General features: G+C 70.7%; 19 protein-coding genes. 5 read left to right on the top strand and 14 right to left on the bottom strand.

The features are described 5' to 3' along the window. Positions 1–19: 19 nt before the first annotated feature. The gene (locus OG453_RS06340) at positions 20–784 is read right to left on the bottom strand and encodes an SIS domain-containing protein (protein WP_266865323.1); all 765 of its coding nucleotides are present in this window, start codon (positions 782–784) and stop codon (positions 20–22) included. A gap of 236 nt (positions 785–1,020) precedes the next feature. On the opposite strand from OG453_RS06340, the gene OG453_RS06335 reads away from it, so the two are divergent. Together OG453_RS06335 and OG453_RS06330 are read left to right on the top strand one after the other, a co-directional pair. After that, positions 1,021–1,713, top strand: a complete 693-nt coding sequence (locus OG453_RS06335; protein WP_266865321.1) for a metal-dependent transcriptional regulator — start codon at positions 1,021–1,023, stop codon at positions 1,711–1,713. Between the two features lie 723 nt (positions 1,714–2,436). Continuing rightward, positions 2,437–3,300, top strand: coding sequence for an alpha/beta fold hydrolase (locus tag OG453_RS06330; RefSeq protein ID WP_266869731.1), 864 nt, complete (start codon positions 2,437–2,439; stop codon positions 3,298–3,300). A gap of 108 nt (positions 3,301–3,408) precedes the next feature. On the opposite strand, the gene pdxH is transcribed toward OG453_RS06330, so the two are convergent. Continuing rightward, on the bottom strand, positions 3,409–4,158 hold the full coding sequence (gene pdxH / locus OG453_RS06325; RefSeq protein ID WP_266865319.1) for a pyridoxamine 5'-phosphate oxidase: 750 nt from the start codon (positions 4,156–4,158) through the stop codon (positions 3,409–3,411). 291 nt (positions 4,159–4,449) lie between these two features. Here pdxH and OG453_RS06320 point away from each other — a divergent pair, with 291 nt between their 5' ends. Further along, positions 4,450–5,550: a citrate synthase 2 gene (locus OG453_RS06320; protein ID WP_266865317.1), complete on the top strand. Its 1,101-nt coding sequence runs from the start codon at positions 4,450–4,452 to the stop codon at positions 5,548–5,550. A 116-nt stretch (positions 5,551–5,666) separates the two neighbouring features. Here OG453_RS06320 and OG453_RS06315 read toward each other — a convergent pair whose 3' ends face one another. The 11 genes from OG453_RS06315 to OG453_RS06265 all read right to left on the bottom strand — a co-directional run bounded on the left by OG453_RS06315 (position 5,667) and on the right by OG453_RS06265 (position 18,249). After that, the gene (locus OG453_RS06315; protein ID WP_266865315.1) at positions 5,667–6,257 is read right to left on the bottom strand and encodes a TetR/AcrR family transcriptional regulator; all 591 of its coding nucleotides are present in this window, start codon (positions 6,255–6,257) and stop codon (positions 5,667–5,669) included. After that, positions 6,245–6,979 (bottom strand): enoyl-CoA hydratase family protein, encoded by a 735-nt coding sequence (locus OG453_RS06310; RefSeq protein WP_266865313.1) that lies wholly within the window; start codon positions 6,977–6,979, stop codon positions 6,245–6,247. The genes OG453_RS06315 and OG453_RS06310 overlap by 13 nt, the downstream gene beginning before the upstream one ends. A gap of 36 nt (positions 6,980–7,015) precedes the next feature. Next, the gene (locus tag OG453_RS06305) at positions 7,016–8,182 is read right to left on the bottom strand and encodes an acyl-CoA dehydrogenase family protein (protein WP_266865311.1); all 1,167 of its coding nucleotides are present in this window, start codon (positions 8,180–8,182) and stop codon (positions 7,016–7,018) included. Beyond that, positions 8,179–10,068 carry a biotin carboxylase N-terminal domain-containing protein gene (locus OG453_RS06300; RefSeq protein WP_266865309.1) on the bottom strand — a complete coding sequence of 630 codons (1,890 nt, stop codon included), beginning with the start codon at positions 10,066–10,068 and terminating at the stop codon, positions 8,179–8,181. Before OG453_RS06300 ends, OG453_RS06305 begins: the two co-directional genes overlap by 4 nt. Positions 10,069–10,078: 10 nt before the next feature. Further along, on the bottom strand, positions 10,079–11,680 hold the full coding sequence (locus OG453_RS06295; protein WP_266865307.1) for an acyl-CoA carboxylase subunit beta: 1,602 nt from the start codon (positions 11,678–11,680) through the stop codon (positions 10,079–10,081). 16 nt (positions 11,681–11,696) lie between these two features. Continuing rightward, the gene (locus OG453_RS06290) at positions 11,697–13,388 is read right to left on the bottom strand and encodes an acyclic terpene utilization AtuA family protein (RefSeq protein WP_266865304.1); all 1,692 of its coding nucleotides are present in this window, start codon (positions 13,386–13,388) and stop codon (positions 11,697–11,699) included. Beyond that, positions 13,385–14,179 (bottom strand): TIGR03084 family metal-binding protein, encoded by a 795-nt coding sequence (locus tag OG453_RS06285; protein ID WP_266865302.1) that lies wholly within the window; start codon positions 14,177–14,179, stop codon positions 13,385–13,387. Before OG453_RS06285 ends, OG453_RS06290 begins: the two co-directional genes overlap by 4 nt. Before the next feature lie 76 nt (positions 14,180–14,255). Beyond that, entirely contained in the window at positions 14,256–15,284 is a 1,029-nt protein-coding gene (locus OG453_RS06280) for a DMT family transporter (protein ID WP_266865300.1), read from the bottom strand. 139 nt (positions 15,285–15,423) lie between these two features. Then, a complete protein-coding gene (locus tag OG453_RS06275) occupies positions 15,424–15,921 on the bottom strand; it encodes a cupin domain-containing protein (RefSeq protein WP_266865298.1) in 498 nt (165 codons plus the stop codon). Between the two features lie 1,006 nt (positions 15,922–16,927). Continuing rightward, a complete protein-coding gene (locus tag OG453_RS06270; protein WP_266865296.1) occupies positions 16,928–17,707 on the bottom strand; it encodes a GntR family transcriptional regulator in 780 nt (259 codons plus the stop codon). After that, a complete protein-coding gene (locus OG453_RS06265; RefSeq protein ID WP_266865294.1) occupies positions 17,704–18,249 on the bottom strand; it encodes a GntR family transcriptional regulator in 546 nt (181 codons plus the stop codon). The genes OG453_RS06270 and OG453_RS06265 overlap by 4 nt, the downstream gene beginning before the upstream one ends. Before the next feature lie 165 nt (positions 18,250–18,414). Here OG453_RS06265 and OG453_RS06260 point away from each other — a divergent pair, with 165 nt between their 5' ends. Next, positions 18,415–18,849, top strand: a complete 435-nt coding sequence (locus OG453_RS06260) for an ATP-binding protein (protein ID WP_266865292.1) — start codon at positions 18,415–18,417, stop codon at positions 18,847–18,849. Positions 18,850–19,317: 468 nt separating this feature from the next. Here OG453_RS06260 and OG453_RS06255 read toward each other — a convergent pair whose 3' ends face one another. Next, positions 19,318–22,143: an FAD-binding and (Fe-S)-binding domain-containing protein gene (locus OG453_RS06255; RefSeq protein WP_266865290.1), complete on the bottom strand. Its 2,826-nt coding sequence runs from the start codon at positions 22,141–22,143 to the stop codon at positions 19,318–19,320. 279 nt (positions 22,144–22,422) lie between these two features. Here OG453_RS06255 and serC point away from each other — a divergent pair, with 279 nt between their 5' ends. Further along, positions 22,423–23,541 (top strand): phosphoserine transaminase, encoded by a 1,119-nt coding sequence (gene serC / locus OG453_RS06250; protein ID WP_266865288.1) that lies wholly within the window; start codon positions 22,423–22,425, stop codon positions 23,539–23,541. Positions 23,542–23,560 lie beyond the last annotated feature (19 nt).

Genomic DNA, 23,560 nt, shown 5'->3' with positions numbered 1-23,560 from the left:
ACGACGCACCCGCAGCCGCTCACCGCCGATAGAAAATCCGGTCTCCGTACTCCTCAAACACCCGCCCGTTCCACTCATGGCCCCCATCCACGTTCCCCGACCGAAGCAACGGAGGCTGAACCCCCCGCCCGGCGAGAGCCTCAACCGCAGTGGCCATCATGGCCTGCATGATCGCGTTGGTGACCACGCTGGAGGCGGGCCCAAAAGGCGCATCGACGGAATCAAGGCTCAGTTCCGCGTCACCGAGCGCGATCTTCGAGTCGATCACGACGTCGCAGTGGTCCTTGAGGAAGGTCCCGGACACATGCCGCGACTTCGTCTCCGTCGCGTACGCCACCGACGTCACGCCGATGACCTTCAGGCCGAGCGCGCGGGCGTTCATCGCCATCTCCACGGGAAGCGAGTTCCGCCCGGAGAGCGAGATGATCACGAGTACGTCGCCGGGGCGGGCCGGCGAGGAGTCGAGGACGGCGCCCGCGAGGCCGTCCACGCGCTCCAGGGCGGAGCCGAGCGTGGCGGGCATGACGTCGATGCCGACGACGCCGGGGACGGCGAGGAGGTTCATCAGGGCGAGGCCGCCCGCGCGGTAGACGACGTCCTGCGCGGCGAGCGACGAGTGCCCGGCGCCGAAGGCGAAGAGCCTGCCGCCCGCCTCGACGGCGTCGGCCAGCAGCGTGCCCGCCGCCTCTACGTTCCCGCCCTCTTCGTCGCGGACCCGGCCGAGCAGGCCGATCGCGGCGTCGATGTACTGACCGGCCAGCTTGCTCTCGCTCTTGGAGCCCATGCGCCGAGGAACCTTTCCGGGTACGAATGTGCTGTACGTATGCATGCCCTGTACGTCTGTCCGTCCTGCGTGCCGCGGATCACGTTGCGGTCTGGACCAGTGCCCTGTCAATACGGCCCGGGCACCCCCGTCAAGACCACCTGTACCGGGTTTTCCCCGGCGCAGCCCGGTTGTCAGCGCTATGCGTCAGAATTGAGGGCAGGGCCGGTCGCACGAGCGAGATCTGAGGGGCACCCATGTCGGGGCTGATTGACACCACTGAGATGTATTTGCGCACCATCCTCGAGCTGGAGGAGGAAGGTGTGGTCCCCATGCGCGCCCGGATCGCCGAGCGGCTCGACCAGAGCGGGCCGACGGTGAGCCAGACGGTCGCGCGCATGGAGCGTGACGGCCTGGTGGCCGTCGCGAGCGACCGTCACCTGGAGCTGACCGAGGAGGGCCGCAGGCTCGCCACCCGCGTGATGCGCAAGCACCGGCTCGCCGAGTGCCTGCTGGTCGACGTGATCGGCCTGGAGTGGGAGCAGGTCCACGCGGAGGCGTGTCGCTGGGAGCATGTGATGAGCGAGGCGGTGGAGCGCCGTGTCCTGGAGCTCCTGCGCCACCCCACCGAGTCTCCGTACGGGAACCCGATCCCGGGCCTTGAGGAGCTGGGCGAGAAGGACGGCGCCGATCCGTTCCTCGACGAGGGCATGGTCTCGCTGGTCGACCTCGACCCGGGCGCCGAGGGCAAGACGGTCGTGGTCCGCCGGATCGGTGAGCCGATCCAGACGGACGCGCAGCTGATGTACACACTGCGGCGGGCGGGCGTCCAGCCCGGCTCCGTGGTGAGCGTGACGGAGTCCGCGGGCGGGGTTCTTGTGGGCAGCAGCGGCGAGGCCGCCGAGCTGGCCGCGGATGTCGCGTCGCACGTGTTCGTCGCCAAGCGCTGAGGCCGTGGCGGCCTTCGCCATCGGCCGTCGTCATCGGCCGTCGTCATCGGCCGTCGTCATCGGCCGTCCACGTCGGCTTTCGGCGGATTCCGTCTCCCGTTGGGGGAAACATGCGTCAACTACCGGTAAGTATTGGGCAGTTGTGAAGACTCCTGGATCCTGTGGGGTCCAAGATTCAGTGTGCGGAATCGCAGCGGCCGGACGTTTTGCGTGCGAGGCTGTCGCGAGAGGCATATGACCTGAGGGCTCTTGACCGTGTCGGCACCGGGTCTGGCCGTCACGGGCGTGGGAGGGGGCAGAAGGATGTGCCCGTCTGGTGAGCACGAGCGAGGCCGCGTGCGGGTCCGCACGCGGGTCGTGCGCGCACGTCACGGAGATGGTGTGCCCGTACGCCGCGGAGATGGCGTGCCCGTACGCCGCGGACATCGCCTCGGACATGCAGAGGGCCCCGGCGCCCTTGAGCGCCGGGGCCTGTCCTCCCCTGTTCTGACCCGGAGCCCCGAGCTCCCAGGGTCATCCCCCTCGGACCGATTTCCCCGAGCGGCCCGCCTCCCGATGAAGATCTCCCCTCGGCTGCGGCGGCCAATCCTTGAGGGCGGTCACTCGAACGAGGGGTGTTGCCGGCGATCCGCCCGCTTTCGAAAGGGAGTTCGATAGCGTGCGGGGGTGCGTGACAGAACCAGGCGTTCAGCCCGAGAGGATTCAAGGGGGGTGCCAGGAATCATGGTGCGGCGCATCGACGTGACGGGCGCGGGTGGCGTGCGCCTGGCCGCCTGGGAGTTCGCCGATCCTCCCAAATCCAGGGAGGCCGACGGGTCGCCGGGCGGTGTGCTGTTACTGCACGGCCTGATGGGCCGCGCATCGCACTGGGCGGGCACCGCCCGCTGGCTCTCCGAGCGGCACCGCGCGGTCGCACTCGACCAGCGCGCGCACGGGCAGAGCGAGAAGCCACCCGAGGGCCCCTTCACCCGCGAGGCCTACGTGGACGACGCCGAGGCCGCGCTCGTCCAGCTCGGCCTCGCCCCCGCCGTTCTCATCGGCCACTCCATGGGAGCGCTCACCGCCTGGCAGCTCGCCGCGAGGCGCCCCGATCTCGTCCGGGCCCTGATCATCTGCGACATGCGGGCGTCCGCCCTGGGGGCCGCGTCGCAGCGCGAGTGGGAGGACTGGTTCAAGGCCTGGCCCGTCCCCTTCGCGACCCTCGCCGACGTACGGAAATGGTTCGGCGAGGACGACCCCTGGGTGGAGCGGCCCAACCCCTCCCGCGGCGAGTTCTTCGCCGAGGTGATGACCGAGGGCCCCGACGGCTGGCGCCCCGTCTTCGACCGCGACCAGATGCTGAAGTCCCGCGAGACGTGGGTGCACGACGCCCACTGGGAGGACCTCGCCCAGGTCCAGTGCCCCACCCTCGTCGTCCGCGGCCTGGACGGCGAGCTGGGCCGCGCCGAGTCCCAGGAAATGGTCCGCGTGCTGCCGCGCGGCGCGTACGCGGAGGTGGCGGACGCCGGCCACCTCGTCCACTACGACCAGCCGGAGGCCTGGCGCGAGGCGATCGAGCCGTTTCTGGACGGGGTCCTTACGGGGTAGGTTCGCGCCCCGCAGCTGGGGTGCCGGTTCGGGGGCTCCGCCCCCGTGCCCCCGGTCCTCAAACGCCGGACAGGCTGATTCGCGCGGGGCGATCCTGGACAGCCGCTCTCACGGGCTGAGGCGCTCCAGCGTCCAGCCCGTCGCGGAACCCGGATCGGCCTCCGCATCCGCCCGCACATAGCGCAACCGGTCGTGCAGCCGGTTCGCCCTGCCCTGCCAGAACTCCACCGCCTGCGGCTCGACGCGGAAGCCGCCCCAGTGCGGGGGCGCGGGGACCTGTTCGCCCTCCGGGTAGCGCGCCGCCAGATCGGCGTACGCGCGGTCGAGCTCCTCGCGGCCCGCGATCACCGAGGACTGGGCGCTGGCCCAGGCGCCGAGCTGGGAGCCGTGCGGGCGGCTGCGGAAGTACGCGATCGTCTCCTCGCGGCCGACGCGCTCCGCCGTGCCCGTGACGATGATCTGGCGGGCCACCGGGTGCCACGGGAAGAGCAGCGCGACGTTCGGGTTGGCGGCGAGCTCGCGGGCCTTGCGGGACTCGTAGTTGGTGAAGAAGACGAAGCCGTGCCGGTCGTAGCCCTTCATGAGGACCGTGCGGGAGCTGGGGCGGCCATCGGCGTCCGCCGTCGACACGACCATGGCGTTCGGCTCGTGAAGCACGCCCGCCTCGGCCGCGGCGAGCGCCTGCGCGAACCAGATCGCGAACTGCTCCATCGGCGTTCCGGGCAGCTCCGCCTCCAGAAGCCCGTCGGCGCCGTACTGGGCACGGAGGGCCGCGGGATCGGGCCCGGCCGCCCGGGGAGCGTGTGCGGCGGCTGACGGCGAAGCTGGGGCAGAGGAGGCGGCGGCTCGATCGGTCACGCGGTCATCTTGCCGTATACGAAGGGTCACCCGACGGGCCGACGGTCACCACGTAGAGGTGACGTGTGGCACTGAGTGCCGCTATCCATCGCCAAGGGTGGCACCAAGGGATATCGTTCCGCTGCCGTATCGGTTGGGTGACCACCAGCCGCACGGGGCATCACCGGGGTGACCGATCCGGACCGCGAGTCGACGGACCACGTAACCGGACCGGCAGCATCCCCTTTCTGACACATGGTCACGAGCTGTCTGTCACCACCATCTGTCGTACACATCACGAGGAGCCGCCTGATGTCCGACTTCGTACCCGGACTTGAGGGAGTCATCGCGTTCGAGACGGAGATCGCCGAACCCGACAAGGAGGGCGGCGCGCTTCGCTATCGCGGCGTCGACATCGAGGATCTGGTCGGTCACGTCTCGTTCGGCAACGTCTGGGGCCTGCTCGTCGACGGCGCCTTCAACCCCGGTCTGCCGCCCGCCGAGCCGTTCCCGATCCCCGTGCACTCCGGCGACATCCGCGTGGACGTCCAGTCGGCCCTCGCGATGCTCGCCCCCGTGTGGGGCCTGAAGCCGCTCCTGGACATCAGCGAGCAGGAAGCCCGCGACGATCTGGCGCGGGCCGCCGTCATGGCGCTCTCGTACGTCGCCCAGTCCGCCCGCGGGCAAGGCTTGCCGATGGTGCCGCAGCGGGAGATCGACAAGGCCGACACGGTCGTCGAGCGCTTCATGAAGCGGTGGCGCGGCGAGCCCGACCCCAAGCACGTCCAGGCCGTCGACGCGTACTGGACGTCGGCCGCCGAGCACGGCATGAACGCGTCCACGTTCACGGCGCGGGTCATCGCGTCTACGGGCGCGGATGTGGCGGCGGCGCTCTCGGGCGCGGTCGGTGCCATGTCCGGGCCGCTGCACGGCGGGGCGCCCTCCCGAGTCCTCGGCATGATCGAGGAGATCGAGCGGACGGGCGACGCGGTCGCGTACGTGAAGCAGGCGCTGGACAAGGGCGAGCGGCTGATGGGCTTCGGGCACCGGGTGTACCGGGCCGAGGACCCGCGGGCGCGGGTCCTTCGCCGTACGGCCCGTGAGCTGGGCGCTCCTCGCTTCGAGGTGGCGGAGGCGCTGGAGAAGGCGGCGCTCGACGAGCTGCACGCCCGCCGCCCGGACCGGGTCCTGGCCACGAACGTCGAGTTCTGGGCCGCGATCGTCCTCGACTTCGCCGAGGTGCCGGCGCACATGTTCACGTCCATGTTCACGTGCGCGCGGACCGCCGGGTGGTCGGCGCACATCCTTGAGCAGAAGCGGACGGGGCGGCTGGTGCGGCCGTCGGCCCGATATGTCGGGCCGGGCACGCGTAACCCCCGGGAGATCGAGGGGTACGGGGACATCGCGCGCTGAGGTTTGCCTCCGGCGAGTTCGTCCTCAAACGCCGGACGGGCTGAAAAAGCCACTGCCGGGTAAACGGGTGGGCGGGCGGGAAAGATCCGCCGCGAAGCGGCGGTCTTGAGCCCGCCCTAGCCCAGCGCAGCGTCCAGTAGTCGCGCCCACTCGCCCACCACCCGCTCCCTCCGCGCCCCGTCGTCCGTCAGAAGGTTCGCGAGGCCCAGGCCTCGCGCCATGTCCAGGAGTCCCTGGACCGTCTCCCGGACGCCGGGGCGCGACTCGTCCGCGCCGAGCAGCTCCACCGCGATGTGGTGCGTCTCCCGGCCCACCCGGGCCTCCAGCTCCGTGACCCGAGATCCCAGCTGCGGCTCGTTCGACGCCGCCACCCACAGGTGCAGCGCCGCCCGGAACAGCGGCCCCGTGTAGAGGTCCACCAGGGCCGCGACCACGGCGGCCCTGTCCTGCGCCGGCAGCGACCGCAGAGCCGTCGAGCGCTGCTCGGCCACGTACTCCACCGCCGCCGTGAACAGGTCCTCCCGCGTGGGAAAGTGGTGCTGCGCCGCGCCCCGCGAGACCCCGGCCCGTTCGGCGACCACGGACACCGTCGACCCCGCCCAGCCGTGCTCGGCCAGACAGGACACGGCGGCCTCCAGGAGACGCTGCCGCGTCGCCCGGCTGCGGTCCTGCTTCGGCGAGCGGTCCGCCGCGGTCACAACACCCATGGGCGCTCCCGTCGTTCCAGGAACGCCGCCATCCCCTCCCGTGCCTCGGCGGAGCCGAAGAGCCGCGCGGACAGGGCGATGAGGGCGTCCGAGTGGTGGTCGAATGCGTCGAGCACCCTAGCCGTGAGCAGCTTCTTCGTCTCGGCCAGGGCCTGCGGCGCCGCTTCCCGCAACCCGTCGAGCAGCGGGGCGAGCTCGGCGTCCACGTCCTCGCCCGCCGCCGTCAGCAGACCGATCCGCGCCGCCTCCACCGCGTCGAACCGCTCCCCCGTGAGGAAGTAGCGCGACGCGGCGCTCGGGTCGAGGCGCGGCAGGAGGGGCATCGAGATCACCGCCGGGGCGACCCCGATCCGTACCTCCGTGAGCGCGAAGGACGACCCCGGGCCCGCGACCCCCAGGTCGCACGCCCCGAGCAGGCCGAGCCCACCGGCCCGTACATGCCCGTCCACCCGCGCCACCACCGGCTTCGGCAGCTCCACGATCTGCCGAAGGAGCGCCACGAAGGCGGCCGGGTCCGGCGGCTCCCGCAGGTCGGCGCCCGAGCAGAACGTCGACCCGGTGTGGGTGAGGACGATCCCGCGTACGTCGGGGTCCTTGCCGCAGTCGGCAAGCGCCTCGGCCAGTGCGGCCACCAGGCCCGCCGAGAGCGCGTTGCGGTTGGCGGGCGCGTCCAGGGTGAGGGTCGCGATGCCGCGCTCCTGGGGTGCGTACACAACACTCATAGAAACTCCGGGAGTTGAGGGGCCGAGCACTTGGCGTCAGTACGACTTCGGAAGCCCCAGCGTCTGGTGCGACACGAAGTTGAGGATCATCTCCCGGCTCACCGGGGCGATCCGTGCCACCCGCGACGCCACGATCAGCGAGGCGATGCCGAACTCCTTCGTCAGGCCGTTGCCGCCCAGCGTGTGCACCGCCTGGTCGACGGTCTTCACACAGGCGTCGGCGGCCGCCAGCTTCGCCATGTTGGCCGCCTCGCCGGCGCCCATGTCGTCGCCCTCGTCGTAGAGCCGGGCGGCCTTCTGCATCATCAGGCGGGCCAGTTCGATGTCGATGTGGCACTGCGAGAGCGGGTGCGCGATCGCCTGGTGGGCGCCGATCGGGCTCTTCCACACGCTGCGTTCCTTGGCGTACTCGACGGCGCGGCCGAGCGCGAACCGAGCCATGCCGATCGAGAACGCCGCCGTCATGATCCGCTCGGGGTTGAGGCCGGCGAAGAGCTGCAACAGCCCCGCGTCCTCGTCGCCCACCAGCGCGTCCGCCGGGAGGCGTACGTCGTCGAGGACCAGCTCGAACTGCTTCTCCGGGGCCTGGAGTTCCATCTCGATCTGGCGCCGCTGGAAGCCCTCCGTCTCGCGCGGCACGATGAAGAGGCAGGGCTTGAGGCTGCCCGTCTTGGCGTCTTCCGTGCGGCCCACGATGAGCGTCGCGTCGGCGATGTCGACACCGGAGATGAACACCTTGCGGCCGGTGAGCAGCCAGTCGCCGGTCGCTTCGTCCTTGCGCGCGGTCGTCGTGATGCGGTGGGAGTTGGATCCCGCGTCGGGCTCGGTGATGCCGAACGCCATGGTGCGGCTGCCGTCGGCCAGGCCCGGCAGCCAGGCCCGCTTCTGCTCGTCGGTGCCGAAGCGGGCGATGACGGTTCCGCAGATCGCGGGCGAGACGACCATCATGAGCAGGGGGCAGCCCGCCGCGCCCAACTCCTCCAGGACTATGGAGAGTTCGGCTATGCCGCCGCCTCCGCCGCCGTACTCCTCGGGCAGGTTCACGCCCAGGTAGCCGAGCTTGGCGGCATCCGCCCACAGTTCGTCGGGGTGGCTTTCGGCCTTGACGACGCCGTTCATGTACTCGCGGCCGTAGCGCTTGCCGAGGGCGGCGACTGCGGCGCGCAGATCCTTGTGCTCTTCGGTTTCGAGGACGGTGCTCATACGGATTGCTCCTCCTGTACGGCGCCAACGGCGGCTTCGACGTCTACGTCTACGACTGCGAGCAGCGCGCCGACCTCGACCTGGCGGCCGGGCTCGGCGTGCAGGGCGGTGAGCGTGCCGGAGGCGGGGGCGGAGATGCGGTGCTCCATCTTCATGGCCTCCAGCCAGATGAGGGGCTGCCCGGCGGCCACCGTCGCCCCCTCGGCGAGTCCCTCCGCCAGGCGCACGACGGTGCCGGGCATCGGGGCGAGCAGGGAGCCGGGCTCCTGGCGAGCGGTGGGTTCGGGCAGCAGCGGCAGCGGCGTGAGGGCGACCCCGCCGACGTACACCCGGTCGTCGCCGTACCGCGCGACCGTGAACTGCCGTCGTACGCCGTCCACTTCGAGTACGACGAGATCGCGGGCCACGGACACGACCCGCACCCCGTCGGCGGTGAATCCGCCCCGCGTGTGCCGGTAACCGACCTCGTGCTCGGTGCCGTCCGGCTCGCTGCGGAAGCGTTTGACCTGGGGCTGCGATGCGAGGTTGCGCCAGCCGCCGAACCGCGAGCGGCCGTGCGCGTCGGCGAGCGCGGCGGCCAGCGGGGCGTGGGGGTCGGGTGCGGCCGTGGCGAGTTCGGTGACGTACCGGTCGTAGAAGCCGGTGTCCATGCGGGCCTCGGTGAACTCCGGGTGCCGAAGGGACCGAACGAGCAACTCCCGGTTGGTGACCGGGCCGTGGACGGTGGCCCGCTCCAGGGCGCCCGCCAGCTTGCGCACGGCCTGGGCGCGGGTGGGGGCGTACGCGATGGCCTTGGCCAGCATCGGGTCGTAGTGCACACCGATCGTGTCGCCGTCCGCGTACCCGGTGTCGAGGCGCACGCCGGGCACGTCGATGCGGTGCAGGGTGCCGGTCTGCGGGGCCCATGCGGTGGCCGGGTCCTCGGCGTAGAGCCGGGCCTCGACGGCGTGGCCGCGCGCGGTCGGCGGCTCGCCCTCCAGCGCCTCGCCCTCCGCGACCCGGATCTGCAGCGCGACGAGATCGATCCCGAACACGGCCTCGGTCACGGGGTGTTCGACCTGAAGGCGGGTGTTCATTTCGAGGAAGTGTGCCTTGTCGCCCGCGACGAGGAACTCGACCGTGCCCGCCCCGCGATACCCGGTCACGCGCGCCGCCCGCACGGCCTGCGCGTGCAGCGTCTCGATGAGACCGTCCCCGAGGCCGGGCGCCGGGGACTCCTCGATGACCTTCTGGTGCCTGCGCTGAAGCGTGCAGTCCCGGGTGCCGAGCGCCCACACGGTGTCGTACGCGTCGGCCATGATCTGCACCTCGACGTGCCGGCCGCCCTCGACGTACGGCTCGACGAAGACCTCACCGTCCCCGAAGGCGCTCGCCGCCTCCGCGCGGGCGGCCACCAACTCCCCTTCCAGCACGGCCAGTTCACGTACGACGCGCATGCCGCGCCCTCCGCCGCCCGCCGCCGCCTTCACCAGCACCGGAAGGTCGGCCTCGGTGACCGAGTCGAGCGACGCGATGCCCATCAGCTCCTTGGCCCGCGTCTTGGACGCCATGGCCTCGATGGACTCGGGGGGCGGCCCGATCCAGACGAGCCCCGCGTCGAGCACGGAGCGCGCGAAGTCCGCGTTCTCGGAGAGGAAGCCGTAGCCGGGATGGACGGCGTCCGCGCCCGCCGTCTGCGCGGCCTTCACGATCAGTTCGCCGCGGAGATAGGTGTCGGCGGGCGCCGAGCCCGGCAGGCGTACGGCGGAGTCGGCCTCGCGCACGTGCAGGGCGTCCGCGTCGGCGTCGGAGTACACGGCCACGGTCGCGATGCCGAGGTCGCGGCAGGTGCGGAAGACGCGGCAGGCGATCTCGCCGCGGTTGGCGACCAACAGGGAAGTAATCACGGGGAGTTCCTCACATCCGGAAGACGCCGAAGCCGCCACGCGCACCCTCGTAGGGGGCGGTGTGGATCGCGGACAGGCAGAGGCCGAGGACGGTGCGGGTGTCGCGGGGATCGATGACCCCGTCGTCGTAGAGCCGCCCCGAGAGGAACATCGGCAGGGACTCCGACTCGATCTGCTGCTCCACCATGGCCCGCAGGGCGGCGTCCGCGTCGTCGTCGTAGGGCTGCCCCTTGGCGGTCGCGGAGGCGCGGGCCACGATCGACAGGACCCCTGCCAGCTGCTGCGGCCCCATGACGGCGGACTTGGCGCTGGGCCAGGCGAAGAGAAAGCGCGGGTCGTAGGCCCGCCCGCACATGCCGTAGTGCCCGGCCCCGTAACTCGCCCCCATGAGGACGGAAAGATGCGGGACGCGCGAGTTCGAGACGGCGTTGATCATCATGGCCCCGTGCTTGATGATGCCGCCCTGCTCGTACTCCTTGCCGACCATGTAGCCGGTGGTGTTGTGCAGGAAGAGCAGCGGGATGTCACGCTGGTTCGCCAACTGGATGAACTGGGCGGCCTTTTGGGACTCCTCGCTGAAGAGAACGCCCTGCGCGTTGGCGAGGATGCCGATGGGATAGCCGTGCAGCTGGGCCCACCCGGTCGTGAGACTGGCCCCGTACAACGGCTTGAACTCATCGAAATCGGAGCCGTCGACGATGCGGGCGATGACCTCGCGCGGATCGAAGGGCACCTTCAGATCGCCGGGCACGATGCCGAGCAGCTCGTCCTCGTCGTACTTCGGCGGCTCGACGACGGTGACCGGATCGGCGTACGCCTTGCGCCAGTTGAGCCGTTTGACGACCCGCCGGGCCTGCCGCAGCGCGTCCCGCTCGTCCTCGGCGAGATAGTCCGCGAGGCCGGAGGTGCGGGCGTGCATCTCGGCGCCGCCGAGCGACTCGTCGTCGCTCTCCTCGCCGGTGGCCATCTTCACCAGCGGCGGCCCGCCCAGGAAGACCTTGGCCCGCTCCTTGACCATGATCACGTGATCGCTCATGCCCGGTACGTACGCGCCGCCCGCGGTCGAGTTGCCGAACACGACGGCCACCGTGGGGATTCCGGCGGCGGACGACTGGGTGAGGTGCTTGAACATCGCACCCCCCGGGATGAAGATCTCCTTCTGGGACGGCAGATCGGCACCCCCCGACTCGACGAGATGGATGGACGGCAGCCGATTGGCATGCCCGATCTCATGAGCCCGGAAGGCCTTCTTCAACGTCCACGGATTGCTCGCCCCGCCGCGTACGGTCGGGTCGTTGGCGGTGATCAGACACTCCACGCCCTCGACGACACCGATACCGGTGACCATCGAGGCACCGACGGGATAGTCACTCCCCCAGGCCGCCAGTGGGGACAGCTCAAGGAAGGGCGTATCGGGGTCGAGAAGCAACTCGATGCGCTCCCTCGCCAGCAACTTCCCCCGTTTCCGGTGCCGTTGGACGTACTTCTCGCCACCACCCTCCAAGGCCTTGGCCTGTTCACTGCCGAGCCCGTCGAGCTTGGCGAGCATGGCCTCGCGGTGTTCGGCGTACTCGGGGCTCGCGGGGTCGAGCGCGGACGCTAGGACGGTCACAGCAGTACCTCCGGGCTCACAGCAGGGCCTCCGGTATGTCGACGTGGCGGGCGCGCAGCCACTCGCCCAGGCCCTTGGCCTGCGGATCGAAGCGGGCCTGCGAGGCGACTCCCTCGCCGAGGATCCCGGTGACGACGAAGTTCAGCGCGCGCAGATTCGGCAGGACATGGCGTACGACGGTCAAGTCGGCGGTCTCCGGGAGGAGTTCACGGAAGCGCTCCTCGGTCAGTTCGTGGGCGAGCCACCGCCACGCCTCGTCCGTCCGCACCCACACGCCGACGTTCGCGTCACCGCCCTTGTCGCCGCTACGGGCGCCGGCGACGAGGCCGATGGGGGCGCGGCGGGTGGGGCCTTGCGGCAGGGGTTCGGGCAGCGGTGGGGTTTCGAGTTCTTCGAGTACGCGGGTCTCGGCACCCTGCGGCACGGAGAACCGCTCCCCGTCCGGGAGCACCGCCACATGCTGGACCTCGCCCCGCTCGACGTACGCGGCTTCGAAGACTCCGTAGGGGGCGCCCTTGCCCGGGGGTGCCGTCACGTGGAATCCGGGGTAGCTGCCGAGGGCCAGTTCGATCGCGGCGCCGCTCAGGGTGCGGCCGACGGGCTCCTGCTGCGGGTCGCGCACGACGAGCCGCAGCAGGGTGCTCGCGGTCTCCTCGGTGGGGGCGTCGGCCCTGTCGGTGCGCACGAGGTCCCAACGCACTTCCGCGGGCGCTTTCTTGGCGCCCCCGAGCGCGTCCTCGATCTGCGCCCGCACGAGGGCGGCCTTCTCCTCGATGTCGAGCCCGGTGAGGACGAAGACGACTTCGTTGCGGAAGCCGCCGAGCCGGTTCAGGCCGACCTTGAGGGTCGGGGGCGGCGCCTCGCCGCGCACACCGCCGACGCGGACGCGGTCCGGCCCCTCCTGCGTGAGGGTGACCGTGTCGAGCCGGGCGGTGACATCGGGTCCGGCGTACCGGGCGCCGGACGTCTCGTACAGGAGCTGCGCGGTGACCGTGCCGACGTCGACGAGGCCGCCGGTGCCGGCGTGCTTGGTGATGACGCTTGACCCGTCCTCGTGGATCTCGGCGAGGGGAAATCCGGGCCGGAGCAGCTGCCCCGGCCTTTGGTTGAAGAAGGCGTAGTTGCCGCCGGTGGCCTGTGTCCCGCACTCGAGGATGTGCCCGGCGACGACGGCTCCCGCGAGCCGGTCGTAGTCGTCCGGCGCCCATCCGAAGTGCGCGGCGGCGGGCCCCGTGACGAGCGCGGCATCGGTCACACGCCCCGTGACGACGACGTCGGCCCCGCCCCTCAGACACTCGGCGATTCCGGCGCCGCCGAGGTAGGCGTTGGCGGTGAGCGCGCCGGGGAAGCGCCCGCCGAGATCATCACCTTCGACGTACGCGACGTTGGTCTCGACCCCAATCCGACCGGCCAACTCCCTTACGGCATCGGCAAGTCCGGCCGGATTGAGCCCACCGGCATTGGCGACGATGCGGACGCCCCGCTCCTTGGCGAGCCCCAGACACTCCTCCAGCTGCCGCAGGAAGGTCTTCGCGTACCCCCGCGACGGGTCCTTGAGCCGGTCGCGCCCGAGGATCAGCATGGTCAGCTCGGCGAGATAGTCGCCGGTGAGGACGTCGAGCGGGCCGCCGGTGAGCATGTCGCGCATGGCGTCGAAGCGGTCGCCGTAGAACCCAGAGGCGTTGCCGACGCGCAGGATGCGGCTCACGGGGTGGCTCCCGTCGCCGAGCGTCCCGGTCCGGCGGGCCCCGCGAAGGCCTGCGCGACATCGAGCCACCGCTCTGCGTCGGGGCCTTCGGCGCGTACGGAGAGATCGTCCCGATGGGCGCGCTGGGTGACGAGCAGACAGAAGTCGAGAGCGGGCCCGGTGACGCGCTGCCCGGCATCCTCAGGCCCCTGCACCCACAACTCACCGGAAGGAAGGACAAGTTCGACCCGGAAGACCTCACCGGGCGCGCTCAGCCCATGCACGCCGAAGGAGAAGTCACGGGCCCGCACCCCGATATGGGCCACATGCCGCAGCCGGTCGGTGGGGGTCCGCCGGACGCCGAGCGCGTCGGCGACGTCCTGCCCATGGGCCCAGGTCTCCATCAGCCGCGCGGTCGCCATGGAGGTGGCGGACATGGGCGGCCCGTACCAGGGAAAGCGGGTGCCGCGAGGGGCGGCGCGCAGGGCCGCCAGGAGCTCCGCACGCCCCGCCCGCCACCGCGCGAGCAGCTCGGCGGGCGGCAGACCGGCCCCTTCCTCGGCCCCGTCGTCGACGAACGAGCCGGGAGCGGCAAGGGCCTCTTCGACCAACTTCCCAAAGGCATCAGGATCGGTCACGGCGATGAACGCGGCCCGGTCGGTCCAGGCGAGATGGGCGATCTGATGGGCGACGGTCCAGCCGGCGGCGGGCGTGGCGAGCGCCCACTGCTCATCCCCCAACCCCTCTACCAGCTGGTCGAGTTCCTCACTCTCACTGCGCAGATCGTCGAGTACGGGCACAGCTTCGGACACGGGGCGCTCCCCTCGGGGCACGACGGTGTGCCCCGGAGCATGGCAGCGCCCGGAGAAACAAGCAAGCGTGCTTGCATTACTTTCCGGACGACTCCGGGAGGGGTTCGGCGACGGCGCTCATGGCGGGCTCGAGGGTGGGCTTGGGGGCGGGCTCGGGGGCGGGTTCCGTCTCCGGGACACCGCCCGCACCCCCCGCGACGACACCCCCGCCACGGGCCGACCTGCGCCCGACCTGGGTGCGGACGGCGCCCATGCTGGCGGCGATGACCAGCGAGATCGCGAGGGCCTCGTTCACGGAGAGGGCCTGGTTCAGGACGAGGAATCCGGCGACGGCGGCGATGGCCGGTTCCAGACTCATCATGATCGCAAAGGTGGAGGCGGGAAGCCGCCGCAGGGCGAGCAGTTCCAGGGTGTAAGGGAGCACCGACGACATCACAGCAACGGCAGCACCAAGCCCGAGAACTTCCGGCTGAATGAGCTTGTCCCCCGACTCGATGAACCCGAGCGGCATGAAGAGCACGGCGGCGACGACCATGGCGAGCGCAAGCCCGTCGGCCTGCGGAAAGCGCCGCCCGGTACGCGCACTGAAGACGATGTACGTGGCCCACATGGCACCGGCGCCAAGCGCGTACGCGACACCAACAGGATCAAGCGAACTGAAGCCACCGCCCCCGCCCAGCAAAAAGACCCCGCACAACGCGAGCCCGGCCCACACCAGATTCAGCGCACGCCGGGAGGCGAAGACGGACAGGGCAAGCGGCCCGAGCACTTCAAGGGTGACGGCGGGCCCCATGGGAATCCGGGCAACGGACTGATAGAAGAGCCCATTCATCCCGGCCATGGCCACACCGAAGGCGACGACGGTCCCCCAGTCGGCACGCGAGTGCCCGCGCAGCCGGGGCCGGCAGACGATCATCAGCACCAGAGCGGCAAAGGCGAGCCGCAGGGTCACGATGCCGAGGGCTCCCGCCTTGGGCATCACGCTCACGGCGATGGCGCCGCCGAACTGGACGGAGACGCCGCCCGCGAGCACCAGCCCGACGGGCCCGAGGGCACCCCACCGCCCGCCGGTTGCCGCCTCCTGGCCACTCCTCGACGCGTCCACAGCCAACCCTTCCACTTCTCCAGCCTCGGCCAGTCCACTCACCTGGACTGCCTCGTCCAAGGTAGTAGACCACGTCAGGATTGTGGAGCGGTTTCACTGCTGTACGCAAACCGCGTCCACATTCCGAGGTGAGGTGCGCTCACGAGGCGGCGAGGGCGTCTCGCCAGACGGGGCTGTCGACGTAGTGGTTGTCGTAGCGCTCGGAGGACTCAGCGATCTTCTTCGGGTCGGTCTCGCCGCGCATGACGCTGCCGAGCAGGCGCAGGTAGTCGAAGCGGGCCATGCCGGGCGTGAAGACGAACAGGACGTCCGCGGTGCAGCCCGGGGCGGCGGCGAAGGCGTGCGGGGTGTGCGGCGGCACGGCGAGGAAGTCACCGGCGTTCAGGACGGTGATCTCCTCGCCGACGAGGACCTGGAGGGAGCCGCTGATCACGAAGAACAGCTCCGTGGCCTTGGTGTGGAGGTGCGCGGGAGCACCGACGGCGCCTTCGGCGAACGTGGAGCGGTACGTGGTGAACCCGCCCTCCGGCCCGTCCGTCTCGGCAAGGAGGGTCATCACGCTGCTCGGATCGGCGGAGGTCTCGGCGTCCGATGCGCGGGTGAGGAGGGCGGAGAAGTCGGTGTTCTTGCTGCTCATGGCGGTGTCCTCTTCGGCTCGGCAGCGGGGTTCGCTGCGTTGTGATCACCACTCTATGAAGCGGAAAGACCTCTGGACGAGTGCAATTGGGCACGAGAAATCCCGGTCAATTTCTTTGGGGTCCAGGCAGTGATGTGGGCCGGTGGTGGTGTTCGTACCGGGGCCGCCCGGTTGTCCCGAGGTTGGCGGTTCCGGGCCGGGAGTCAAGGGCGCTCCGCTGCGCTGCGCGTCGGCTGCGCCGATTCCGCTTCGCTCCACCCTTGACACCCAACCCTCCACCGCGAGAAGCCATATGACCGGGCGGCCCAGGAAGCGGGGCTCACGGGGACGGGCCCTTGGGGCGTCCGGCTTTCCTGCCGGGTACGGACTTGTTCGTAGCAGCGCTGCCCGCTGAAGGGATGGACGGACTGCGCGGTCGGTTCGGGGATGGGTGGCGGGTTTCGTCAAGCGTGTGCGGACCGGCCCCGGCCGCGAGAAGGGCGAGAGGGGGGTGTGGGGAACCCACTTCGGCAAAGTTGCGTTTCGCAGTGCCGCGCGCCCCCCTTGTGCCAGAACACTACTTTTCCAAAGTAGGTCCCCACCCCCACCTCTCGGCCGGGAAGCGACGGCCACCCCGGAAGATCCGGTCCGCGCCCGCTTGACGAGACCGGCACCGACCCCCGGACCGGCCGCGCACCCCTCCCACCCCTTCAGCGGGCAGCGCTGCTACGAACTAGTCCGCACCCGGCGCTCAAGCCGGATGACCCATCCCCGCAGTCCCGTGAGCCCCGTTTCGTGGCCGCCCGGTCAATTGGCTTCTCGCGGTGGAGGGTTGGGTGTCAAGGGTGGAGCGAAGCGGAATCGGCGAAGCCGACGCGTAGCGCAGCGGAGCGCCCTTTACACCCGGCCCGGAACCGCCAACCTCGGGACAACCGGGCGGCCCCGGCGCCAATACACCGCCGGAACAGCAGAGCCCCCCGACTACAGCACGTCAGTTGGCATCTCACCCGACGCCGCCGGCGGCAGCTCAGGACGGCACGAACTCGTACTGCAGCTCGTACAGGTGGCCCGCCTTGACCATCACCGTCGCCTCGATGGGCCGCTCGTCATCGCTGTAGACGACGCGCAGGGTGCGCAGCACCGGGAGGCTGCTGGGGAGCAGGAGAGCCGTGTACTGCTCCTGGGTGGGCACCCGCGCCGAGACCCGGTCGACACTGAGCCGCGGAGGGAAGCCGAGCCCGGACAGCAGGGCCGGGGTGCCACCACGAATCCTGCGCCGCTCCGTGATCGGGGTGCTCCGGGCGATCTCCACCGGATAGTAGGAGGCGACCAGCTCCGCCGGCTCGTCGTCGATGCTGAGCAGCTGGCGGCGCAGCACGGCCACACCGCCACCGGCGAGCCCCAGCGCCGCCGAGACATCCGCCGGCGGCACCACCTCGGCCACCTCCAGCAGCGTGCTCCGAGGGCTCGCGCCGTGCTCGGCGGCCTCGGTCAGCCAGCGATACGGGCGCCCGTCCCCGGCAGGAGCCATGTACGCGGCAGGCCGCAGGGTCCGCTGGCGGTGCTCGCGGACGGTGACCGCCGCCCCGGCCCGGCCGACGGCCAGGCCCTCATCCTTGAGCAGCTGCAGCGCCTTCTGCACAGTGGCACTCGACGCATCGAATCTGGCCTTGAGCTGCGCCGTCGAGGGGAGCCTGGCACCCGGCGCCAGCTCACCGCTCATGATCTCGTCCCGCACATCGGCGGCGATGCGTTCATGCAGCGCGCGGCGGTCGGACGCATTGGCATCGGTACGGGGCACGTTCATCCGATCCGAATCTCGTAGCGCAGCCGCTGGCGGGTGGCAGGCATCACCATCAAGTCCGCCTGGATGGCCCGGCCCTCCGCGTCCAGGGTGACCCGGGCCAGCCGCAGGACCGGCTCGTCCGGACCTGCGCGAAGGGCCGCCCGCTCCTCCTCGCTCGGCATCCGGGCAGTGACGTCCTCGCGCACCGTGACCCCGGAGTGCCCGAGCTCGGCGAGCAGAGTCACCGCGCCTCCACGGATCTTGGCCGTGGCGGCCAGCGGAGTCCCCCCGGCGATCTCAACGGGGTAATAGGTATCCGTCAACTCATTGGGTTCGCCGTCGAGTTCGATGATCCGACGCCGAACGACCACGGGCCCCCCTTCGGTCACGCCGAGCAGTTCGGCCACCTCACCGGGCGCCGGAACCTCACCGGCCTGAACGATGCGCTGAGTCCCCTTGCGCCCCGCAGCGGCCGCTTCAGCACCCCATGCCTCGGGGCGCTCCCGGCCCGTCGGCGTGAGATACGGCATCGACGTACTGACCCAGTCACCACTGCTGGTCATCGTGAACTCCACTGCGCCGGAGGGCTTCTTGCTGCGTTGCGCCGCCTTCGTACCGTAGCCAACTCACTGTAGGTCGCCGCCTTGGCCCAACCTTGCTGCTATTCGTGAATAGCAGTACGGTCCTGCTCGATCGTACAACCTCCCTGCACAAGGCGGTGGTTCACTGTGCGCCTGTCACAGCAACGACGATTCCCCCGGCATCCCAGATCTGTCCGCGCAGCCCGCGCCTTCGCCCTCGACACCCTCACCACCTGGGGCATCACGGAACGACACGACGACATCCGCCTCTGCGTGTCCGAGCTGGCCACGAACGCGCTGCTGCACGGGGTCCCCCAAGGCCGCGAATTCGAGCTGGGCCTCTCGATCTCACGCGCAGACGCCGAGCTCCGCGTCACGGTCCGGGACAGCGGTGACGGCTACCCCACGCCGTCGACGCCCACCGCGGACGACTGCACGGGACGAGGCCTGCACCTGGCCCGCGAACTGTCCGACGCCTTCGGTGTCACGGAACACTCGGTGGGCAAGACCGTATGGCTCACGTTCAAGGCGGTGAATGCCACCTGCGGCGAACAGGGCGCCGGGGCCGCCCAGTTGTCCTGAGGTTGGCGGTTCCGGGGCGACCTACTTCGGCAAAGTTGTGTTTCGCATGGCGTGCGCCCCCTTCGTGCCAGAACGCAACTTTCCCAAAGTAGGTCCCCCACCCCCCAGCACCGGTGCCGCGTGACGGCCACCCCGCAAGCGGCCGCCACCCCGGAAGATCCGGTCGGCAGACGCTTGACGAGACCGGGACCCATCCCCGGACCGGCCGCGCACCCCTCCCGCCCGGCTGCACTGATACGAACCAGTCCGCACCCGGCAGGAAAGCCGGATGGCCCGCCGGGTGGTCCCCGTGAGCCCCGCTTCGTGGCCGCCCGGTCATCACGCTTCTCGCGGTGGAGGGACGGGTGTCAAGGGTGGAGCGAAGCGGAATCGGCGCAGCCGACGCGACGAAGGAGCGCCCTTTACGCCCGGCCCGGAACCGCCAACCTCAGGACAACCGGGCGGCCCCGGCGCCAATCAACCACCGGATCACCGAAGCCCCTCCGCCAGTACCTCCGCCAGATGCCGCCCCCGAACCCCCTCCCCCAACTGCTCCAGCTGCGTACGGCAAGAGAAGCCGTCCGCCAGGATCTCCGACGAGGGCGGGGCCGAGCGCACCGTCGGGAGTAGTTGCTCCTCCGCACAGGCTCGTGAGACCTCGTAATGGCCCGCCTCGAAGCCGAAGTTGCCCGCCAAGCCGCAGCAGCCTCCGCTCAACTCGCCCTCCAAGCCTGCCTTCTGGCGGAGTCTGCGTTCCGGGCCGTCGCCCAGGACCGCGTGCTGGTGGCAGTGGGTCTGGCCGACCACCGGGCGGTCGATGCGCGGCGGGCGCCAGTCGGGGGCGCGTTCCTCCAGGACCTCGGCGAACGTGCGGACCGCGGAGGCGAGGCGCCGCGCCCGCTCGTCGTCCTCGCCTAGGAGTTCGACCAGGTCCGATTTCAGGGCCGCGGCACAGCTCGGTTCGAGGACGACCACCGGTGCGCCGCCCTCCAGGAGCGGCTCCATGTGGTCCAGGGTTCGGCTCAGGACCTTACGCGCGCGGTCCAGTTGGCCCGTTGATACGTACGTCAGGCCGCAGCACACCCCGCTTCCCGGCACGAAGACCGTCAGCCCCGCGTCCTCCAGTACCCGCACCGCCGCCCGTCCCACCTCCGGCGAGAGATGATCCGTGAACGTGTCCGGCCATAGGACCACGAAGCGGTCGGACGACGTGATCTGTGTTCCCTTGCGGCGTGACTGCCTGAGCCACCAGCCGCGGAACGTCTCCGGGGCGAGCCGCGGGATCTCTCGTTCCGGGGCGATACCGGCGACGCGTTTGGCCAAGTCCGCCAACACGCCTACACGGGACAGGGCGTTGGCCAGGCGGGTCGTGCGGGTGCGGGACGCGAGGCGTAGCCACAGCGGCAGCCAGCCCATCGCGTAGTGCGACGCGGGGCGGCGCCTGCCCTCGTAGTGGTGGTGCAGGAACTCCGCCTTGTACGTGGCCATGTCCACGCCCACGGGGCAGTCCGAGCGGCAGCCCTTGCAGGAGAGGCAGAGGTCCAGGGCTTCGCGGACTTCCGTCGAGCGCCAGCGGTCCGTAACCACCTCTCCCGCCAGCATCTCGTGCAGCAGCCGGGCCCTGCCCCGCGTCGAGTGCTCCTCCTCGCCCGTCGCCCGGTAGGAGGGACACATCACCCCGCTACCCGCCGAACCCGTCGACTCCGTACGGCACTTGGCGACCCCGACGCATCGCCGCACCGCCGCCGAGAAGTCGCCGCCGTCGTGCGGATAGCCGAAGGCGACGTCCACCGGCTTTCTCGGCAGCGGGGTGAAGCGGAGGTTCGCGTCCAGCGGCGCGGGGCGCACCAGCATTCCCGGGTTCAGGAGGTCCGCCGGGTCCCATGCTCCCTTCACCCGCTCGAAGAGGCGCACCAAGTCGTTGCCGTACATCTTGGGGAGCAGTTCCGCCCGCGCCTGGCCGTCGCCGTGTTCGCCGGAGAGTGATCCGCCGTGCGCGACCACCACCTCCGCCAGGTCCTCCGAGAAGCGCCGGAAGCCGCGTACGCCCTCCTCGCTCATCAGGTCGAAGTCGATGCGTACGTGGATGCATCCGTCCCCGAAGTGGCCGTACGGAGTGCCGCGCAGGCCGTGGTCCGCGAGAAGCGCCCTGAAGTCCCGTAGATACGCGCCCAGCCGGGCCGGCGGGACCGCGCAGTCCTCCCAGCCCGGCCATGCCTCGCTGCCGTCCGGCATCCTCGTCGCCGTCCCGCTGGCGTCCTCGCGGACCCGCCACAGCGCTCGCTGTCCCGCCGGGTCGGTCACCACCAGCGAGTCCACGGAGCCGCCGTCGCCGGAAGCCGCCTTCGCGATCGCCTCCGCACGCGCGCGTGCCTCGGCCTCGCTGCCGCCGCCCGTCTCCACGAACAGCCAGGCGCCGCCCCTGGGCAGCCCTTCCGCGCCGCGCACCAGGTCGGCGGCCATGCCCTCCACCGTCAGCGGGCCGTGCGGAAGCAGTGCGGCCGCCGCTTCCGCCGCCGCGCTCTCGTCCGCGTATCCGAGAACGGCGAGGGCACGCGCGCGTGGAGCCTCGACGAGGCGCACGGTCGCTTCCGTCAGGACGGCGAGCGTGCCCTCCGAGCCGCAGTAGGCGCGGGCCAGGTCGACGCCGTGCTCGGGGAGCAGGGCGTCCAGGGCGTATCCGGAGATGCGGCGGGGCAGCTCCGGGAAGCCGGTCCGCAGGAGCTTCAACTCGGCGTCCACCAAGGGACGCAGGCCCTCGGGAGCGCCTTCCCAGCCCTGGGCGAGGTTGAGTCTTTCGCCTCCCGAAGTGATGACCTTCAGGCCGTGGACGTTGTCGGCGGTGGTGCCCCAGGCCACCGAGTGGGAGCCGCAGGAGTTGTTGCCGATCATTCCGCCGAGGGTGCAGCGGTTGTGGGTGGAGGGGTCGGGGCCGAAGGTGAGGCCGTGGCGGCCGGCCGCGTTGCGGAGGTTGTCCAGGATCACTCCTGGCTGGACGGTCGCCGTTCGCGTGTCCGCGTCCAGGGCGGTGATCTGGTTCATGTGGCGGGTGAAGTCGAGTACGAGGCCCACCCCGGTGGCCTGGCCTGCGATGGAGGTGCCTGCGCCGCGGGCGACCACGGGGACGCGGTGCTCCCGGCAGACCGTGAGTGCCGCCGCCACGTCGTCCGCGTCGCGCGGGGCGAGGACGCCTTGCGGGACGCGTCTGTAGTTGGAGGCGTCCATGGTGTGCAGGGCGCGGGCGGTCGTGGAGAAGTCCACGTCTCCGCTGACGGCTTTTCGTAGGGCGCGCTCCAGGTCTCCGTGGTCGTTCATGCGTCTTCTCTTCCCCAATCCCGCCCCTACCCGAATCCCCCGGCTCCGCCGAGTTCGTCCTCAAACTCCCCCAAGCTCTTAAAGAGCAGGGGGGACCCCCTCGACAGGCTGAAAGATCTGCGGGGCAATCGGGTGGGTGGGCGGGAAAGATCCGCCGCGGAGCGGCGGCCTTGAGCGGGGTCCGGGGCGGAGCCCCGCGGCGTCCACCCCGCGTGGCGACGCGATCTCACCCGGCGGACACCCGTCAGACCCCGTGCCCTGAGCCGCTAGGCTCGCCCCGTGGCTGAGATCCAGATTCCCGCTGACATCAAGCCCGCCGACGGACGTTTCGGCGCGGGCCCCTCCAAGGTGCGCACGGAGGCGCTGGACGCCCTCGCCGCCACCGGTACCTCCCTGCTCGGCACCTCCCACCGCCAGGCCCCGGTCAAGAACCTGGTCGGCCGGGTGCGCGAGGGTGTGCGCGACCTCTTCTCCCTCCCCGAGGGATACGAGGTGATCCTGGGCAACGGCGGCTCCACCGCCTTCTGGGACATCGCGACGCACGGCCTGATCGAGAACAAGTCGCAGCACCTCAGCTTCGGCGAGTTCTCCTCCAAGTTCGCCAAGGCCTCGAAGCTCGCCCCCTGGCTGGCCGAGCCCACCGTCATCGGCAGCGACCCGGGCACGCACCCGGAGCCGCAGGCCGAGGCGGGCGTCGACGTCTACGCGTTCACGCACAACGAGACCTCGACCGGCGTCGCGGCCCCCATCAAGCGGGTGGCCGGCGCGGACGCGGGTTCCCTCGTCCTGGTGGACGCCACCTCCGGCGCCGGCGGCCTCCCCGTCGACATCGCCGAGACGGACGTCTACTACTTCGCCCCGCAGAAGTCCTTCGCCTCGGACGGCGGCCTCTGGATCGGTGTCTTCTCCCCGGCCGCCATCGAGCGCGCCGAGCGGATCCACGCGTCCGGCCGCCACGTCCCGGAGTTCTTCAGCCTCCCGACGGCGATCGACAACTCCCGCAAGAACCAGACGTACAACACGCCGGCGCTCGCCACGCTCTTCCTGCTCGGCGAGCAGCTGGAGTGGATGAACAGCCAGGGCGGCCTGGAGTTCACGACCGGCCGCACGGCTGCCTCCTCGCGCACGCTGTACGGCTGGGCCGAGGAGTCCAAGTACGCGACGCCGTTCGTCACGGACCCGGCCAAGCGCTCGCAGGTCATCGGCACGATCGACTTCGCGGACGAGATCGACGCCGCTGCCGTCGCCAAGGCACTGCGGGCCAACGGCATCGTGGACACCGAGCCGTACCGCAAGCTGGGCCGCAATCAGCTGCGCGTTGCCATGTTCCCGGCGATCGACCCGGCGGACATCGAGGCGCTGACCAAGTGCATTGATTACGTGATCGACAAGCTGTAGCGATAGATGGTTCTTCGTA

It is taken from the genome of Streptomyces sp. NBC_01381, from assembly GCF_026340305.1.
GTDB lineage: Bacteria > Actinomycetota > Actinomycetes > Streptomycetales > Streptomycetaceae > Streptomyces.
Note: the sequence above shows the minus strand (reverse complement) of the source record. Positions and strands in the feature narration are given on the sequence as shown.